18 protein-coding genes are annotated in these 15971 nt (G+C 66.1%); 7 read left to right on the top strand and 11 right to left on the bottom strand.

Going from position 1 to position 15971, the window contains the following annotated elements:
• Window positions 1–14: 14 nt before the first annotated feature.
• Window positions 15–221, bottom strand: coding sequence for a DUF1918 domain-containing protein (locus FJT57_RS01930; protein ID WP_144901151.1), 207 nt, complete (start codon window positions 219–221; stop codon window positions 15–17).
• Between the two features lie 106 nt (window positions 222–327).
• Between FJT57_RS01930 and FJT57_RS01925 the strand changes: the two genes are divergently transcribed.
• A complete protein-coding gene (locus FJT57_RS01925; protein WP_144901149.1) occupies window positions 328–996 on the top strand; it encodes a DsbA family protein in 669 nt (222 codons plus the stop codon).
• A gap of 51 nt (window positions 997–1047) precedes the next feature.
• Here the strand turns inward: FJT57_RS01925 and FJT57_RS01920 are convergent, their stop codons facing one another.
• Entirely contained in the window at window positions 1048–2367 is a 1320-nt protein-coding gene (locus FJT57_RS01920) for a DUF7405 family protein (protein ID WP_144901147.1), read from the bottom strand.
• An 87-nt stretch (window positions 2368–2454) separates the two neighbouring features.
• Between FJT57_RS01920 and FJT57_RS01915 the strand changes: the two genes are divergently transcribed.
• A complete protein-coding gene (locus tag FJT57_RS01915) occupies window positions 2455–3654 on the top strand; it encodes an MFS transporter (RefSeq protein WP_238993877.1) in 1200 nt (399 codons plus the stop codon).
• On the opposite strand, the gene FJT57_RS01910 is transcribed toward FJT57_RS01915, so the two are convergent.
• Complete coding sequence (locus tag FJT57_RS01910) at window positions 3621–4598, bottom strand: aldo/keto reductase (RefSeq protein WP_144901143.1); 978 nt, start codon at window positions 4596–4598, stop codon at window positions 3621–3623. The two genes, FJT57_RS01915 and FJT57_RS01910, sit on opposite strands and share 34 nt — an antisense overlap.
• Before the next feature lie 164 nt (window positions 4599–4762).
• Here FJT57_RS01910 and FJT57_RS01905 point away from each other — a divergent pair, with 164 nt between their 5' ends.
• Both FJT57_RS01905 and FJT57_RS01900 read left to right on the top strand, forming a co-directional pair.
• A complete protein-coding gene (locus FJT57_RS01905; RefSeq protein WP_144901141.1) occupies window positions 4763–5911 on the top strand; it encodes a bactofilin family protein in 1149 nt (382 codons plus the stop codon).
• 89 nt (window positions 5912–6000) lie between these two features.
• Window positions 6001–6807 (top strand): creatininase family protein, encoded by an 807-nt coding sequence (locus FJT57_RS01900; protein ID WP_144901139.1) that lies wholly within the window; start codon window positions 6001–6003, stop codon window positions 6805–6807.
• A gap of 99 nt (window positions 6808–6906) precedes the next feature.
• On the opposite strand, the gene FJT57_RS01895 is transcribed toward FJT57_RS01900, so the two are convergent.
• From FJT57_RS01895 to FJT57_RS01885, 3 genes are all read right to left on the bottom strand, one after another.
• Window positions 6907–7521: a response regulator gene (locus FJT57_RS01895; protein ID WP_144901137.1), complete on the bottom strand. Its 615-nt coding sequence runs from the start codon at window positions 7519–7521 to the stop codon at window positions 6907–6909.
• Between the two features lie 195 nt (window positions 7522–7716).
• Window positions 7717–7911: a cold-shock protein gene (locus FJT57_RS01890; RefSeq protein WP_144901135.1), complete on the bottom strand. Its 195-nt coding sequence runs from the start codon at window positions 7909–7911 to the stop codon at window positions 7717–7719.
• Between the two features lie 118 nt (window positions 7912–8029).
• On the bottom strand, window positions 8030–8545 hold the full coding sequence (locus tag FJT57_RS01885) for a metal-dependent hydrolase (RefSeq protein ID WP_144901133.1): 516 nt from the start codon (window positions 8543–8545) through the stop codon (window positions 8030–8032).
• A 94-nt stretch (window positions 8546–8639) separates the two neighbouring features.
• Between FJT57_RS01885 and FJT57_RS01880 the strand changes: the two genes are divergently transcribed.
• Window positions 8640–9218, top strand: coding sequence for an MBL fold metallo-hydrolase (locus FJT57_RS01880; RefSeq protein WP_144901131.1), 579 nt, complete (start codon window positions 8640–8642; stop codon window positions 9216–9218).
• Between the two features lie 141 nt (window positions 9219–9359).
• Here FJT57_RS01880 and FJT57_RS01875 read toward each other — a convergent pair whose 3' ends face one another.
• Window positions 9360–10178 carry a hypothetical protein gene (locus tag FJT57_RS01875; RefSeq protein ID WP_144901129.1) on the bottom strand — a complete coding sequence of 273 codons (819 nt, stop codon included), beginning with the start codon at window positions 10176–10178 and terminating at the stop codon, window positions 9360–9362.
• Window positions 10179–10322: 144 nt separating this feature from the next.
• Here FJT57_RS01875 and FJT57_RS01870 point away from each other — a divergent pair, with 144 nt between their 5' ends.
• Window positions 10323–11561 (top strand): mandelate racemase/muconate lactonizing enzyme family protein, encoded by a 1239-nt coding sequence (locus FJT57_RS01870; RefSeq protein ID WP_144901127.1) that lies wholly within the window; start codon window positions 10323–10325, stop codon window positions 11559–11561.
• 125 nt (window positions 11562–11686) lie between these two features.
• On the opposite strand, the gene FJT57_RS01865 is transcribed toward FJT57_RS01870, so the two are convergent.
• The 4 genes from FJT57_RS01865 to FJT57_RS01850 form a co-directional block, all read right to left on the bottom strand.
• The gene (locus tag FJT57_RS01865) at window positions 11687–12382 is read right to left on the bottom strand and encodes a rubrerythrin family protein (protein WP_144901125.1); all 696 of its coding nucleotides are present in this window, start codon (window positions 12380–12382) and stop codon (window positions 11687–11689) included.
• A gap of 138 nt (window positions 12383–12520) precedes the next feature.
• Window positions 12521–12847: a 2Fe-2S iron-sulfur cluster-binding protein gene (locus FJT57_RS01860; RefSeq protein ID WP_144901123.1), complete on the bottom strand. Its 327-nt coding sequence runs from the start codon at window positions 12845–12847 to the stop codon at window positions 12521–12523.
• A 155-nt stretch (window positions 12848–13002) separates the two neighbouring features.
• Window positions 13003–13446, bottom strand: a complete 444-nt coding sequence (locus FJT57_RS01855) for a universal stress protein (protein WP_144901121.1) — start codon at window positions 13444–13446, stop codon at window positions 13003–13005.
• 176 nt (window positions 13447–13622) lie between these two features.
• On the bottom strand, window positions 13623–13964 hold the full coding sequence (locus FJT57_RS01850) for a hypothetical protein (protein ID WP_144901119.1): 342 nt from the start codon (window positions 13962–13964) through the stop codon (window positions 13623–13625).
• A 174-nt stretch (window positions 13965–14138) separates the two neighbouring features.
• Here FJT57_RS01850 and FJT57_RS01845 point away from each other — a divergent pair, with 174 nt between their 5' ends.
• The gene (locus FJT57_RS01845) at window positions 14139–15887 is read left to right on the top strand and encodes a flippase activity-associated protein Agl23 (protein ID WP_144901117.1); all 1749 of its coding nucleotides are present in this window, start codon (window positions 14139–14141) and stop codon (window positions 15885–15887) included.
• Window positions 15888–15971: the final 84 nt, after the last annotated feature.

The following is a 15971-nucleotide window of genomic DNA, read 5'->3' as shown; positions in this document are numbered from 1 at the left end:
GGGGAAAAGTTCGGTTACTCTTCGTCGCTGTCGCCGTCGTCGTCCTCTGCGGCTTCGAGCTGGTCGGCGGAGATGCCGACCTCCTGGCCGTCATCGAAGCTCACGGTGTAGGTGGCGTCGCCGAACATCGTCTCGACGACCTGCGTGACCGTACCGACCTGCCCGTCGTACTCGCTGTGCTTGTCGTGCAGTACCACGCTGTCGTCCTCTTCGAACTCCATACGTGAGAGCGACGCGCGGCGGTGAAAAGTCGACTGGTTCGGAGCGGCCGCTACCCGTCGGCACGGAGGCGGTACGGTAATATGTCACCGTTCCCTGGTGAAACGTATGCGATCAACACGACGCTCCTACCTCGCTGCGCTCGGCGGAACGGGCGCTCTCGGGTCGGTAGCCGGTTGTCTCGGCGGCTCCGGCGGCAGCGGAAACCTCCCGGACGGCTGCGACGTCGGCACCTTGGATTCCGTCTCGTCGCTCCCGCGGCCCGCGCTCGGGCCGGAGGACGCCCCAGTCACCGTCGACGTGTTCGAGGATTTCGCCTGTCCGCACTGCCAGACGTTCACCACCTCCGTCTATCCGGAGATCAAATCGAACTACGTCGACTCCGGCGACGTTCTATATCGGTTCTTCGACTTCCCGATCCCGGTCGACGAGACGTGGTCCTGGGCGGCCGCCTCCGCCGCGCGCGCCGTGCAGGACCACGGCGACGTCGAGACGTTCTTCACGTTCACCGAGCGCGTCTACGAGAACCAGGGCGACCTCCCCGACAGCGGGTATCAGATCGTCCACGACATCGCGAACGACCTCGACGTCGACGGCTGTACGGTCGCCGCCGCGGCCGATCAGGAGCCGTACCGGGAGGTCGCCGAAACCGACCGCGAGACGGGATCTGACAGAGGCGTCCCCGGAACGCCAGCCGTCTACGTCGACGGCGAACTGCTCGACAACTACGGCTGGGAATCGGTCAGCAGCGCGATCGATAGCCGCCTCGACGGGTAGAGAGCGATCACTGCGTCACGGTCCGCACGCACGCTGTGTCACTGCGAAATCTCAGAAACCGGGCGTCTCGCCGGTCGGCGTCGGCAGCGCCCGGAGCGCCCGCGGTGGCACGAGGAAGTTGCCGCGACGCTTCACGAAGATGTACTCCAGAATCCCGTTGTTCACGCGCTGGCGGATCGTCGGCTCCGCGGTCAGGTCGATGCCGTTCATCGCCGCTCGAACCTCCTCGAACGTCGTGATCTCGCGCTGCAGGCTCGGGAAGTGCAGCCCCGCTTCGCCGTCGTCGGTCGACTCGAAGTGCCGTCTGAGCGTCCGAACGGTCCCGTCGTTCGTTCGGTTGCCGCGGGCGGCCTTCTGCGCGTGACCGACGCGTCCGAACCGCCGGGCGTGCTCGCCGACGTCCTCGATCATCTCCGGCGTGATTCCGCTGTCGTCGCCGAGGTTCGACCCGACGTCCTCGACCAACGCGCGCTCGGCGTGCTCGGGTGAGAACAGCTCGGCGACGCGTTCCTCGAAGGACTGCTCGCCGTACCAGTCGTCAAGCCGCATCCGGAGGTTCGAAACGTGTTTCGTCGTCCCTCCCGCGAACGGGCCGTCGGGGAGCGTGACGTACTCCTCGGTCGCCTGGTTCTGTCGGAAGCCCGCCACAAACCCCATAAAGAGCGGCGATTCCTCGGGGACCGGGTTCGAAGATGGAATCCCATTCAGCCCGTCCTGTCGCTCCGCGGGCATCCCGGCTCCGACGAAGCCGCTCCGGCGGTCGTCGACCGCGAACACGTCGGTCAGCGCCGCGTCCATCTCCCGACCGTTCACCGCCGGTTTCTCGCCTCGAAGCGCCTCCTCGGCGGCGAGGATCGCGTCCGCGCGGTCGGATGCCAGATGCAGCAGCGCGTCCTGCTCGTCGAACGTCGGCGTCTCGAACGGCGAGAGCGCCCGCGGTCCGGGGAGGTCGATCGAATCGGGAAGGGGGTCGTCGAAGCGGTCAAAATAACTCGGCGAGTACGCGATGGAGTACAGCAAGCCGTCGCTGCTCCGCTCGTACGCTCGATCGAGCGTCCGAAGCGCCGATTCGAGGGTTTCACGATCCGAGGCGTCGGCCGGGCCGTCTTCGGGTAGCGTCAGATACAACAGCACTTGATGGCGGGGAAGCAGCGTGTTTCCGTGCTCGTCGGTGCGAACGTGCTCGTTCCACGCGTGCTGTCGGTTCGGGAGCGACGAGGGGTCGCCGACCCCGCTCGGAACCGACTCGCCCCCGGTCTGTTCGAGGCACGCGGACAGCGCTGCCGCGCCGCCGACCGCGACCGCACCCTTCAGCACGTTCCGACGCGTGGTCACGCGTTGTCGCGTCGGTTCGCCGTCCCCGTCTGCCATACGCCGCGTTGGCGGCGGACGGCTAAGTGGATTCGGATGCGTCGGGGAAACGACGCGGATATTTGCCCGGAGCGCAAACGCCGGGTCGTGACTCGTCGCGGGACTCGGATTCGCCTCGCGCTCGGGGTGTGGGGAGTGCTCCTCTCGCAGGTCTTTCTATACCCCGGCGTCGAGGACATCGTCGTCGCCCTCGGCGGCTCGGGGACCATCAGCGCCGGAATGTGGTTCCTCGTCGCCGAGTTCGCCGCCTTCGTCGCCTTCGCGAGCGTGTGGGGCGCCGCCAGCGACGCCGTCGGTCATCGGATGCCGCTCGCCGCCGCCGGAGCCCTGGGCGGGGCCGCGGGCTATCTCCTCCTCGCCGCCGCGCCGACGCTCGGCCTCCCGTTTGCGGCCGTTCTCGTCGTTCGAATCGTCGGGGGCGCGGCGACGATCGGCGCGTTCTCGCTCGCGATCACGGCGCTCGCGGACCTCTCCGGCGGAAACGGGCGGAATATGGGCGCGGCCGGGATCGCGATCGGCCTCGGCGCGGCGCTCGGTTCCGTCGTCGGCGGTCGCCTCGCCGACGCCGATCCGCTCTTCCCGCTGTACGCGGCCGCTGGCACGCTCGTCGCCGTCGCGATCCTGTTCGGGACGGTCTCAGAGGAACTGCCGAGCGGCGATCGACTCGGCATCGGCGAGGTGCTCGGCCGACTCCGGAAGCGTCCGGCGCTCGGGGTTCCGTACGCGTTCGGGTTCATCGACCGGATGACAGCGGGCTTCTTCGCGCTCGTCGGCGTCTACTACTTCAGGGAGTCGTTCGGACTCGACGCCGCCGGAGCGGGACTCGCCCTCGCCGCCTTCTTCATTCCCTTCGCGCTGCTTCAGTACCCCGCGGGAGTGCTCTCCGATAGGGTGGGACGAGCGATCCCGGTCGTGATCGGATCCGTCTGTTACGGCCTCGGAATCGTCGCCGTCGGCGTCGCTCCCAGCCTCTGGCTCGCCATCGGGGCGATGGTCGCCGTCGGCGCGCTCGGCGCGTTGGTCGCGCCCGCGACGATGGCCCTCGTGACCGACATCGCGTCGGTAGAGACCCGGGGCGCGGCGCTCGGCGGATTCAACGTCTTCGGCAGTCTCGGCTTCCTCGCGGGCTTTCTCCTCGGCGGAACGACGACATCGAGCGCGGGCTACCTCGCGGCGTTCGCCGTCGTCGGGCTCTCGGAGGTCGCAATCGCGCTCGTCGCCGCGCGGGCCGTCTGGCGGATTTCGGAGTCCGACTACTCGTGGCCCGACACGCGAACGGGCTCGTAGGGCGCTTCGAGGTACTCGATATCGGATTCCGAAAGATCGATCGAGAGCGCCTCGACCGCGTCTTCGAGGTGTTCGACGCTCGTCGTTCCGACGATCGGCGCGTCGACGCGGTCATCGGCGAACAGCCACGCGAGGCCGATCTGCGCCATCTTCACGCCCTTCTCGTCGGCGAGCTCCTCGACGCGTTCGTTGACCTCGCGGCCGCCGCCTTCGAGGTACGGATGCTGATGGGCGGGTTCGTCCGTCTCGCCGCGGGTCGTCGAGCGCGATTCCTCGTGTGGCCGCGCGAGCCACCCACGCGCCAGCGGCGACCACGGGATGACGCCGACGCCCTGTTTCTCACACAGCGGCAGCATCTCGCGCTCTTCCTCCCGGTAGAGCAGGTTGTAGTGGTTCTGCATCGTCGAGAACGGCGTCAGTCCGAGCCGTTCGGCGACCTGCTGGGCCTCGGCGAACTGGTGCGCCCACATCGACGACGCGCCGAGGTATCTGGCCTTCCCGCGTCGCACGGCGTCGTCGAGCGTACGCATCGTCTGCTCGATCGGCGTGTCGTAGTCCCACCGATGTATCTGGAGCAGATCGAGCGTATCCATTCCCAATCGGTCCAGCGAGTTGTCGAGCTCCTGTTCGATCGCCTTTCGGGACAATCCCCCGGAATTGGGATCGTCCTCGCGCGCTTGGAAGTACACCTTCGAGGCGACGACGAACTCCTCGGGATCGTACTCGGCAAGCGCCTCGCCGAGCACTCGTTCGGACTCGCCCACCGAGTACATATTGGCGGTGTCGAAGAAGTTCACGCCGAGTTCGATGGCTCTGTCGACGAGCTCCTTGCCTTCCTCCTCGTCGAGGACCCACTCGCGCCAGTCGCTGTCGCCGAAGCTCATACAACCGAGGCAGATCTTCGAGACCGTCATTCCCGTGTCACCGAGTGTCGTATACTCCATACGGAATCTCATACGGTGCAAGGTCAAAAAGCCACCAGCGCTGTGAATTGCCGCCTTCCCGTTATCTCCTCGCTGAGACGATACCAGACACTTGTGCGCGAGGGTGAAACTAATACCCCGGCAGTCGTATCGTTGAGATGAGAGGTCCCCTCTCGTGAACCGGGATGTCACGCGATACACACAGACGGCTCGTACTCGTCCTCCTCGCCTCGCTCGTCGTGTTGGGCGGGTTGCCGATGGCGGCGGGCGCACAGCAGTTCGGCCCGAGCGGATCGGGCGCTGACGGCGTCGCTGGCGGTGTCGTTCGGGTCGACACCGGAGAAACGCACCAGGGTGATCTCGACGCGGCGGCCGGAAGCGTCGTGATCGCTGGCACCGTCGACGGCGACGTCTCGGCGGCCGCGGGCTCCGTGATCATCGCCGAATCCGGCCGCGTGATCGGTTCGCTCGATGCAGCAGCCGGAAGCGTCGTGATCGAGGGATCCGTCGACGGCGACGTCACGGTGGGCGCTGCGGCGCTGGAGATCCGCGAGGGCGCACGCGTCGGTGGATCGTTGGAAGCCGGTGCTGCGGACGTCCGCTTGGAGGGACAGATCGACGGCGACGCGACCGTCGGAGCCGACACGCTCTCGATCGGTGCGCCCGCTTCCATCGGCGGCTCGCTGACGTACGACGCCGAGGAGTTCTCCCTGTCGGAGGATGCGACCGTCTCCGGGACCGTCATCCGTGACGACTCGCTCTCGGTCACCGGACCCGACGTGTTCGGCAGCGGCGCAGAACTGCCGACCATCCCCGTCTGGGTCGGAGTGCTGTACGGCAGCCTCGTGAACCTCTTGCTCGGGGCGATCCTCCTTTTGGCCGCGCCCCGCTTCGCCCGCGACGTTGCCGCAGTCGGGACGTCTCGGACGCTTCGCAGCGGCGGGATCGGCCTGCTCGTGCTCCTCGGGACGCCGATCGTCCTCCTGCTCCTTCTCGTTACGATCGTCGGCATTCCGATTTCGCTGGCCGGTCTCGTTCTCTTCGCGCTCCTCCTGTGGGTGACGTCGGTGTACGGAATGATCGTCCTCGGAACTGGACTACTCTCGCTCGCCGACGTCTCGAACCGCTGGGCCGCGCTCCTCGTGGGCGTCGCCGTCGTGGCGGTCCTGGATCTCGTCCCGTTCGTCGGGGCACTCGTCACCCTCCTCGTCCTCCTCGTTGGGCTCGGGGCGTTCGTCTCCGCGCTCCACAACCGCCGGGGTGACTCAGCTGACGGCGACTCGGCTGACCGCGGCTCGGGAATCAGATCCCGCGACACCGACGCGGCTCGGTAAGCTCGGATCGCGAGAACGCCCCTCGACTCTCCTGCCGCGGGCGGTCCGCAGTGCCGTACCTTCTTGATGCGGCCCCGCGTTCGGCCGGTATGTACGTCGCAGATCAGACGTGGCCCGAGCTCGGAGACTACGTCGCCGAGGAGTCGATCGCGATCGTCCCGCTCGGCTCGACCGAGCAACACGGGCCGCACCTCCCGCTCGCCACCGATCACCTCATCGCCGAGGGACTGGCCCGCGAAGCGGCCGACCGAACGGGGTTTCTCTGCACGCCGACGGTGACCGTCGGCGTCAGCCCGCATCACCGGCAGTTCCACGGGACGATGTGGGTCGACGCGCCGCAGTTCCGCGACTACGTCGAGTCGATGACGCGGAACCTCGCGTACCACGGTATCGACCGCGTCGTGTACGTCAACGCCCACGGCGGCAACGTCCAGCACCTCCGCGAGGTCGGCCGCCGACTCCGCGACGACGGGTCGATGTACGCGATCGAGTGGATGTGGGACGAGTCGATCCCCGACCTCGTCGACGAGGTATTCGAACATAACGGCCCCCACGGCGGCCCGAAAGAGACGGCGATGATCCAACACCTCGCGCCCGAACTGGCGCGCGAGGACCGGCTCGAAGCCGCTCGCGACGGCGGTGTCGTCGACCTCGATGCGGCCGCAGATCTGCTGCAGAAACACGGTGCACGAACGTTCTACGACGCGATCGAGAACTCCGACAACGGCGTGTTCGGCGATCAGACCGACGCGACTGCGGCGGTCGGCGAGGAGCTGTTCGAGGCGGCGGTCGACCAGCTCGTACAGCTACTCTCGTGGCTCGACGACCGACGCATCGAGGATCTGCTCGCTCCGGCTCACGTCGATCCACAGCCGGGCAGTCGACGGAGCGAGTGAACGTCGCCTCCGACGAAAAGCGAAATCAACGGGATCCGTTCGCACAGCGAAATCAACGACATTCGTACGGTGGAATCGACGGCGCGCTATCCAAAAGGGCTATTCCGACCCGCTCGTTCCGTTCTCGAACGACGCCGAGCCGTCGAACTCGACGTCGTCGAAGGATGCGAATGCGTCGCGGAAATCCGACTCGCTCAACTCTGCGAGCGTGTCGTCCATTTCGGCCCGAAGCGCTTCCATCCGTTCGGTCAGTTCGCGGTACTCGGTCTCGTCGTCGACGGAGACGTCGGGAGAAGATTCCAGCGCCGCCTTCTTCGAGGCGAGTCTGAAGAACTCCTGAGACCGCTCGTCGTAGTTTGCCCGCCGGAGCAACACCTCGACGAGTCCGTGGAGGTCGTCCTTGGTCACCGGTTTGACCAGGTAATCGTCGAACTGCATCTCGACGATGTCGACGTCGGGTTCGACCGCCGTGATCATCGCGACCTGCGTGTCCAATCCGCGCGCCCGCATCGCTTCGAGGACCTCGTCGCCGGTCAGGTCCGGCATTCGGCGGTCAAGCAGGACGACGTCCGTGCCCTCATCGACCAGTTCCAGTGCAGTTTTTCCATCCGTTGCCGTTTGCACCTCGTAGACGTCCGAGAGGTAGATGGCATAGAGTTCCGCCAAATCGGGCTCGTCTTCGACGACGAGGACCCGGGGTGTAGCGCCGTCCATTTCAATCCACCACCCCTCTCGAAGCCCGCCGTCTAAATTCTTGCCCTCAGTATATCGATTCTGATAGTCACCGCTCTCCACGCGAGTCACCCACGCCACGCGAACAGGAACGCGCCGCTCTGTGGGTGAGAAATGCGAAATCGTGGTGAGAATCGACGGGGTCGCCGACCACAGTACCGCTGTTGGGGGTCGTCCTTACAGGCGCTGGAGGTTCGTCGCTCGCGGGCCCTTGTCGGCCTGCTCGATGTCGAATTCGACTTCCTGACCTTCCTCGAGGTCTGGACCGCCGATGTCTTCCATGTGGAAGAAGACGTCCTCGTCAGAATCGTCGCTTTCGATGAAACCGTAACCGCCCGTGTCGTTAAAGAACGCAACCGTACCTTTCGCCATTGCGACCGGACCAACGCGGAGGCGATAAATAAGCCTTGTGTCGCAGAATCTGACCAGATACCCGAAGGTTCCTGTGGTTACTTGCCGTATTCTGCTGGATAGTCGCAGTCGGATCTACTCAGAGAGCCGCCCCGAGATACACCGCCGCGGCAGTCACGAACACACCCACTGCGAGCAGGCCGTAGTTCGCGATCGCGTTGTCCGCTCGCCAGAAGCCGAGCGTGTAGGTTCGCGTCGAGAACGGCCAAAAGAAGTTGACGCCCGCCGGAGTGAGCACGTCGCCGAGGAGGTGTGCGACCACGGTGACCGCGCCCAGTGCGAACCCGGCTACAGCGAGGGACACGCCGCCGAGAACCGTGTCGATAGGAAGTGAGCTTCCGCCGACACTCGCCGTTTCGAGCGCGAATCCCGCAGCTCCGAACGCGCCGCCGACAAGCGCCGCGAAGACGAGCGAGTGCGTCGGACCGCGGTGCGGGATCCCCGGAATCCGATGGTCCACGTCGGGAAGCATCGCCAGCGAGAGCATTGCACCGCCCGTAACGATCGCGAGACCCGCTTGGTCGATGGCGAGCAACACGAACGCGATCGGGGCGAAGACCAAGAGCGAGACGCCGTAATGGCCCTTCTGGTACATACTCGTGGCTGGTCGCGGGCACACAAAAGCGTCGTGACCGAGGGCTCGTAGCGAAGCGGAAAGACGCAAGTCGACCGGACGCCTACCCGATGTTGTGATCCGAAATCTCGCGCGCGACGTGCAGGCCTTCACCTCGAACGTCTTTCTCGTCACCGGCGACACGACGGCGCTCATCGACGCGGGCGCGAACTTCGATCTCGTTTCCCGCGTCGACGACCACGTCGACGACCTCGATCGGCTGTATCTCACGCACACCCATCCCGACCACGTGGAGAACGTCGCCGCCGTCCGCGACGCCTTCGACGTCGAAACGTGGGGCTACGATCCCGAGAGCGAGTACGTCGACAACGCGATCGACGACGGAGAGACGGTTCCGGTCGGCGACGACGACTACGAGGCGCTGTTCACGCCGGGGCACGCCCCAGACCACCTCTGCCTGTACGCGGCTTCCACCGGCGTCTGTTTCGCGGGCGATCTCGTCTTCGCGAACGGTTCGTTCGGCCGAACTGATCTGGCGGGCGGCGACCGGCCGACGCTCGTCGAGAGTATCGGCTCACTTCGAGAAGCCGTCAGCGAGAACCTCACCGCGCTCCACGTCGGTCACGGTCCCAGCGTCCTAGAGCGTCCGCTCGACGACGTCGAACTCGCGTATAGAGCGGCTCAAATGGGTTGATTTCGGGGCGACCTCGGACGATTTGACCCCAGAGCGACCTCAGACGAGTTGACTCCAGAGCGACCTCAGACGAGTTGATTCCGGAGTGACATCAGGTAATTCGACTTCGGAAAGAGGCTCGTCTTCGTACGAGACACCTCATCAGACGTCGGACGCGGCGCCGGGCGAGAGTCGCGCCTCGAACAGCCGCGCCTCGCAGTCGTTGCACGTGGCGGCAACGACCTCGTAGGACCGACAGCAGGACTCGACGGTTTCTTCGTCGAGCGCGACGCGGCCCGCACAGGACGGGCAGCGCTCCAGCCACAGCCGAAGTGCGCCCAGGAGTTCCAGCCGCGGTTCGGGGTTCAGATTGGCCCACGCGGTCGACCGCTCGCGGAGCACCGTATCGGCGGCGACGTCGGCGACGAACGCCGCGTCCGACTCCCACTTCGCGAGCGTCATCGATCCGGTCGTCGCGACGAAGGCGTTCGCGCGGCGTTCGGTCGTTAGTTCCGAGAGGTCTGTATCGAGGCCGGAGAACAATCGGGAGACGGATGCGGTGTCGGCATCGATCCGGTCGGATTGCTCGTGCCAGGACTCGCGAAACCGGGGCGTCAAACACAGGTCGTCAGCGCGTTCGTCACACGGTTCGAGGACGGACAGCGACAGCAGCGTTTCTTCGATCGCCCCGGCGTCGAGGTCGACGTCCGAATCGTGATGCGTCCCGAACAGCCGATGGATGCGCTCCGGGAGGTATCGCTTCGTGAGCGTCGGCGTTCCGGGTACCAGATACCCGCGGAAGTAGATGGCTGCGAGTCCGATTCCCGCGGCCGCGACGCCCAGCGGGATCCACACCGCTCCGACGGCAGCGGCCACCAGGGCCGTGATGGCGACGTTGATCGCGGTGCACGGCAGACAGCGGTTTTCACCGGTGTACTCGGGCCGTTTCAATCTGAACGTTCCGCCGTTGAGCGTGGTCATCGAGCGGGTCTGCGTTACAGGAACAGATAACTAATTGTCGATTAACCGCCCCGAATGACAGACTGTCTCCGGGGATCACGGTCGCACAATCTCCGAAGACTGCGGTCTCAAAAGAATTACCTAACATCGAGTAAATAGAATCCTATGGGAGTCGACTACGCCGAGTTACACGATCCGAACGCGGAGTACACGATGCGGGAGCTTTCCGGTGAGACGATGGGCGTGCGAGCGAAGCGCGGCGGCGGCCGCGACGTCGAGATCACCGACGTGCAAACGACGATGGTCGACGGCAACTTCCCGTGGACGCTCGTGCGCGTCTACACCGACGCCGGAATCGTCGGCACCGGCGAGGCCTACTGGGGCGCTGGCGTCCCGGAACTCATCAAGCGGATGACGCCGATGATCGTCGGCGAGAACCCGCTGGACATCGATCGGCTCTACGAGCACCTGATCCAGAAGATGTCCGGCGAGGGATCCGTCGAGGGCGTCACCGTCACTGCCATCTCGGGCGTTGAAATCGCGCTTCACGACCTCGCGGGTAAGATCCTCGACCTCCCGGCGTACCAGCTTCTGGGAGGGAAATACCGCGACGAGATGCGCGTCTACTGCGACTGCCACACCGAGGAGGAGGCCGACCCCGACGCCTGCGCCGACGAGGCCGAGCGCGTCGTCGAAGAACTGGGATACGACGCGCTGAAGTTCGACCTCGACGTGCCCTCGGGGCTCGAAAAGGACCGCGCGAACCGCCACCTCAGGCCGGGCGAAATTCGACACAAAGCGGAGATCGTCGAGAAGGTCACAGAGCGCGTGAAGGACCGCGCGGACGTCGCGTTCGACTGCCACTGGACGTTCTCGGGCGGGTCGGCCAAGCGGCTCGCGGCGGCGATCGAGGAGTACGACGTCTGGTGGCTCGAAGATCCCGTGCCGCCGGAGAACTTGGAAGTCCAAGCGGAGGTCACGAAGTCGACGACGACGCCGATCACTGTCGGCGAGAACAGGTATCGGGTGACCGAGGAGCGTCGCCTGATCGAGAACCAGGCGGTCGACATCATCGCGCCCGACCTCCCGAAGGTCGGCGGAATGCGCGAGACGCGGAAGATCGCCGACGTGGCGAATCAGTACTACGTTCCGGTCGCGATGCACAACGTCTCCTCGCCGGTCGCGACGATGGCCTCCGCGCAGGTCGGCGCGGCGATTCCGAACGCGCTCGCCGTCGAGTACCACTCCTACGAGCTGGGTTGGTGGGACGAACTCGTCGAGGAGACCGTCATCGAGGACGGTTCGATCGAGATCCCCGAGAAACCGGGGCTCGGTCTTACGCTCGATCTGGACGCCGTGGAGGGTCATATGGTCGACGGCGAGGAGTTGTTCGACGAAACGTAGTTTCGTGGAGCTCGCCGGACCGCGTCCGGCGGCGTTCGACTGAACGAAGCGAAGTCGGGCTCGCGGGGCTATGCTCCGCGGTGTTCGACGTAGTTTCGTCGGCTGTGTTTCGTAGTTATCCTGTCTCAGTCCGACTCATCACGGGCCGTGGCGTTCGGGTCGATACCGAGAGACCGGAGCGCGTCGGCGGTATCGTCGTAAGCCAGGCGGATCGTGTACCCAGCGACCAACTCCGCCGTTTCCCAGTCGCGTTCGGTCTCACAGCGTGCAGAGAGCAGCTGCAGCCCGTCATCGAGGGCTCCCGCCGTCTCTGTCCGGAGGTCCGAAAAGAGACTCTCCCGGCGCGCAGCGGCCTTCGCTCGCCGTCGTCCGAAGAAATCGACGAGTCGCGCGTGCGTCCGGAGCGAGACGAGCGGTCGACCGACCATCCCCCCGGCGACCCGTTCGATCGTCGACTCACGCCCGCGGAGATACGCGTGCATCGGTCCCGGCGGGCCGCCTCGCGGCGTCCACTCGGTGAGTTCGGCGGCGACCCGCTCGCGGTGCTCCGCCTCCTGGGCGACGACGGACTCGAACGCCGCGCGGGCGTCGTCGTCAGCGGCGTCAGCCGCCCACTCGGTGAACGTCGCTCGCGCGGCGCGCTCGCTCTCCGCCGCGGCGTCGAGTAGCGCCGTCGCCGTCACTTCGCCTCCGGACGCCGCGGCGAGGAAGTCCGAGGAACCGAGAAGCGCCAGTTCCTCGGCGTGCGCGGATTCGAGTCGGTCGCGGAGGTCGTCGGCCGTCGAATAGCTGTTCGATCCGCCATCGTTCTCACCGCTCATACCGTGTAGAATCCCTCGAAGCTATAGTAGCGTTTGCAAGTCTTCGCTCACTCGACCGCACGCTGTTGTGCGGTCGGATGAGAATCAGTTGCAACCGCTACGGTAATCGGTGTCGTCGGTGACCACGACGACTCGCGCTTAGTCGTCGTCCGCTGCGGCGGCGGCGTCGGTCGCGTCCTGCTCGATGCTCGGGGGATAGACGCCGCGGTCGAGTTTCAGATCGCTCTGCGGGCGGGCCATACACGTCAACGCGTAGTTCTCGCGCTCCTCGTCGGTGAGTCCTCGCGCCGCTGGCTGGGCGACGTCCCCCTCGATGATCTCCGCCGAACAGGCCAGACACATCCCGACGCGGCAGGAGTACTCCTGTGCGATCCCTTCTTCGATGCAGGCTTTCAGAATCGTCTGCTTGTCCGATACCTCGATCGCCTCGCCCGTGCCGACGAACTCGACGGTGTAGTCAGTCATACCTCGCCGTTCGACGGATCGATTCAAAACTCTTTGCGAAGCGCTCGCCCCCGGTGACCTCGATCCGAAGCGAATCGGGGGACTGGCAGTGACAGCTGTGTGACTCCATTCTTGCCGTCGAACGCCGCGCTCCCGTAGTCGAACACCGTCGCTCGCTACTCCTCCAGTTCTTCCGCCTGCGATCGAACGGTCATCACCGGGACCTCGGCGGTCCTGACGACTTTCTCCGCGACGCTCCCGAGGAGGAAGCGCCCGACACCGGTCCGCCCGTGCGTTCCCATCACCACGAGGTCGACCCCCTCGTCAGCGGCGTACTGGACGATCGTTCGGTGGGCGATCCCGGTCTGTACGGACGTTTCGACAGTCACACCGGCGGCCTCGGCTTCTTCGACCACACGGTCGACAGCCTGATTCCCCTCCTCGCGGAGCGCCTCGACGACGATGTCCGAACCGACTTCCATCGCCGAGTACGCGCCGGTGTCGATGACGTACAGCGCGTGGAGCGTCGCGCCGTACTGTTTGGCGAGTTCGATGGCGTGCTCGACCGCCCCCTCACTGGCGGCGCTCCCATCCGTCGGAACGAGGATTTTATCGTACATCGCGTGTTAACGTACGTCATCGGGGGTTTAGAAACTACCCGTGACTCTCGCCACGTGAAACGCGCAACTGGTGTTCCCACTCGTCGGCGATGAGACGCGAGTCGTTCGCCGTCAGTGCCGGATCGGCCACACGCCGTCAGTTCCGTACGATCACCCGTCGACGACGGTCGGATCGATCACTCGTCGTCGGGAGTGGGTTGGTACGTCCCCGGCGCGTTCGCGGCCGTCATCTCGTCGGGGTCGTCGCCGCGGAATCGAAGAATCGCTCGCTCGCACGCTTGGAGTGCGTCGACGCGCTCCGTTTCCCCGTCGAGCGGGACTGTCTCCACGACGGTCCACGATTCCGCGTCCGCCTCGAAGGCGAGTCCCTTTACCCAGGTCTCGGCGGCGACGAGGAGGCCGGACGCCCGCCCCTCGTCCTCGATCGGAACGGCCAGTTCCAGTGCCTCGGCCGCGTTGAGTTGTACCAGTTCCTGTGGGTTCAACGGCCGCGCTGGCAACGAATCGACGACACTCATACGTCGACTTGCGGGAGGACGCCGCTTGTGGGTTGTGATTGTCGTTGCCGGGGCATCGAATCCCTCGTCGAATCGAACCCCTCGTCGAATCGAGTCCCCCGTCCGGTCGAGTCGCGATCTGCCGAACCGACGCCGATCACAACACTTCTACCCTCCGGGTGGTCACAGCCTCGTATGTCGCGCGAGGGCGACGTCGAGTCCGAGGGTTCCGAGCGGCGGCGCGCCCCGTTCGCCGCTGCATCCGTCGGGCGTGATCCCGTCGTTGTCGCAGTCTTCGCACTCTCGCTCGTCGGGTTGGCGCTCCGAGTTATCCGCCTCGGCGAGCGGCCGTTCCACTGGGACGAGGCCCGCGTCGGCTACTGGACGCTCCGCTATCTGGAGACCGGTGCCTACCAGTATCGGCCCGTCGCGGGCGGCCCCCTTCTCTACCTCCTCGATCGAACCCTGTTCGACGTCGTCGGCGTCTCCGAGCGTGTCGCCAGACTCCCGGTCGCGCTGTTGGGCTCGGGTCTCCCGCTCGTCGCACTGCTCTTCCGCGACCGTCTCGACGACGCGGAGACGGTGTTGTTCGCCGCGCTGCTGGCCGTCCACCCGTTCCTCCTCTACTACTCGCGATTCCTCCGCGGCGACGTGCCGCTCGCGCTCTTCGGTCTCGCGTTCGTCGGGTTCGCGGTCCGGGCGTGGGATCGCGGGAGTCGCCGCGACGCCTACGCCGCGGCGGTCGCGTTGCCGCTCGCCGCGTCGGCGTCGGGGTTCGTCGCGGGCTACCTGCTCTGTTGGCTCCTCGCGTGGGCACTGGTCATCGACCAGCGGAGCGTCGCCGCGGACCGCGGTTCGAGCGCCCGCGCGACGCTCGCGGAACTCCGGACGCGGCTGTCGGGGTCCGCGACTCCCGCCGCCCGCGCCGGGCTTCTCGCGACCGGCGTGACGGCGTTTCTGTTCGCACCGCGGTCGGGCCCCGGCGTCGACGTCGGCCTCTACGATCCCGCGACGGTGCACCTGGCACTCTACGCGGGCACCGTCGGTGCCGTCCGTCAGTTCGTCGGTGTTCGAATCGTTCACCGCGGCCCCGACGGGGTTCACGCGTTCATTCCGCATCTCGGCGATGCGGTCAGGCTTCTCGTCTCGCTCGCACTCCCGGTGCTCGTATTGGGCGTCGGAACGGCGCTGTGGGCGCGATACGGCACTTCCCGCCGACCACTCGTCGAGGGCGTCGGCTACTGGGGTCTGGCGGCGATCGTTGTCTTCCCGACGGTATCGGAGGTTTCGGCCCCGTGGACGCTCGTGCACGTGATCGCGCCGATGTGTCTGCCCGCGGCGGTCGGTCTCGTGGCGGTCGTTCGCCGGGGATTCGCTGCCGCCTCGGTCGCGGGTGATGACGCACCGCTATCGACGCCCGACGTCGACGCCGGAACCGTCGTCGCCCTCGTGCTCGTCGTCGTCGCGGTCGCCGCGCAGATGGGTGCCGTGGCGGCTGCTGGTGTCTACGGGCCGTCCGACCGGAGCAACGAACTGGCGCAGTTCGCCCAACCCGCCGACGACCTCGAACCGCTGGCGGCCGCCGCGGGAAACGTCGCGGACGACGATCCCTCGACCATAGAAGTGCTGTACGTCGGCTCGGCCTACTATATTCCGAACGAGCGCACGACGCTCAGCCCACCGGTCGGCGACGCGTGGGGTAACCGCCTCCCGCTGCCGTGGTACTTCGAGTCGACGGGTGCCGACGCGGCGAGCACAGAGAACGTAACGACGTTCGACGCCGCGTACGGAACCGAGTCGGTGCCGCCGATCGTCGTCGCCGATCCGGATCACCGCGCCGCACTCTCCGAACGGCTCGGGGCCGAGTACAACGCATCGACGTACCGACTCGGGCTGTGGAACCGAGAGGTCACGGTGTTCGTTCGAGAACGGGTTGCGGGCTGACTCCGGTGAAGCGTGGCACTGATGGGACTATCTCAGCGCGTGAGAAGAAAAGAGACGCAGAGAACCGAGATCCGCTCAGCGGAA

This window comes from Halobellus captivus (assembly GCF_007655485.1).
GTDB classification, from domain to species: domain Archaea; phylum Halobacteriota; class Halobacteria; order Halobacteriales; family Haloferacaceae; genus Haloquadratum; species Haloquadratum captivum.
Note: the sequence above shows the minus strand (reverse complement) of the source record. Positions and strands in the feature narration are given on the sequence as shown.